1 pseudogene is annotated in these 1,205 nt (G+C 46.5%); it reads right to left on the bottom strand.

Going from position 1 to position 1,205, the window contains the following annotated elements:
* Positions 1-53: 53 nt before the first annotated feature.
* A pseudogene (locus ACESSZ_RS16440) lies at positions 54-1,127 on the bottom strand (helicase-like domain-containing protein); the annotation flags it as partial.
* Positions 1,128-1,205 lie beyond the last annotated feature (78 nt).

The raw sequence follows: 1,205 nt of genomic DNA, 5'->3' as shown, positions 1-1,205 counted from the left end.
TGTTAGGCTACTGCTAATGGAATAGCAGGTTCGGTCACTGCCGAACAATTACATTATGCGACTTCGTGTCGCACCCACATATACGCATCAAAAGTATTTTCCGTCACATACCGGAATATCTTTACTTTGTCATTCTGGTTTCCCTGTCTTAAAATACGTCCTTCCTGCTGTTCCAGATCAGACGGCTTCCATGGACAGTCAAGGTGATGGAGAGCAATCAGTCTGTCCTGTACGTTGGTACCTGCACCGAGTTTTGGAGTGGAACCCATCAGGATTCTCACCTGTCCAGCCCGTACCTTTGCAAACAGTTCCGCTTTCTTTGCCTCCGTGTTGTATTCATGGATAAAAGCAATCTCTTCTTTCGGGATTCCTTTTTCTGTCAGTTTGTTCCGGACATCATCATATACGTTGAAAGTCCCATCTCCTTTGGGTGTGGACAGGTCGCAGAAGATCAGCTGGGTTGTCCGGTCTGCTTTTCCTTCTTCCCATACCTGAAAAGCATTTTCCACACAGGTATTGACCTTGCTTTTTTCCGCATCCAGAAGGAGTTCATTCAAAAGCCTTTGGTCTAACGCACACTTTCTTCCGTCGTTGGTTATCTTGAGCATATTATCTTCTGTCGGATTCACAAGACCACCTCTTACACTTTCGGCACGTTCTGAAAAAGCACTGACCATTTCCTGCTGTTCTTCACTTGGCTTCAAGACTTCATTGATAAACTCTGCTTCCGGTACAGGAAGATTCAGCATATCAGAAGTCTGAATATCCGCAGCTTCCTTAAAAATGGAAATCAGCTCCGGAAGATTGAAAAAACGGGCAAACCGTGTTTTCGCACGATAGCCCGTTCCTTCCGGTGATAATTCGATTGCGGTTACTGTCTCCCCGAACGTTGCCGCCCAGGAATCAAAATGTCCCATGCCCATACGCATGAGTGTGTCATACTGGAGATAACGCATGATAGTGTAAAGCTCGGTCATACTGTTCGATACGGGAGTACCTGTAGCAAAGGTAATCCCTCTGCCGCCGGTCAGTTCATCCATGTACCGGCATTTCATAAACATATCCGAACTTTTCTGTGCGTCCGTCTGTGAGATACCCGCCACGTTCCGCATTTTTGTATACAAAAAAAATGGTGATAGGTAATCCTTTGAAGCAATCTCCAGATTTTCCCCCACCTCACGCCGGGCGTGCACCTTTCAGCGCAC

The organism is Eubacterium sp. 3_1_31, from assembly GCF_964249515.1.
Taxonomy (GTDB): domain Bacteria; phylum Bacillota_I; class Bacilli_A; order Erysipelotrichales; family Erysipelotrichaceae; genus Longicatena; species Longicatena caecimuris.
This window is presented reverse-complemented; position numbering and strand designations above follow the sequence as displayed.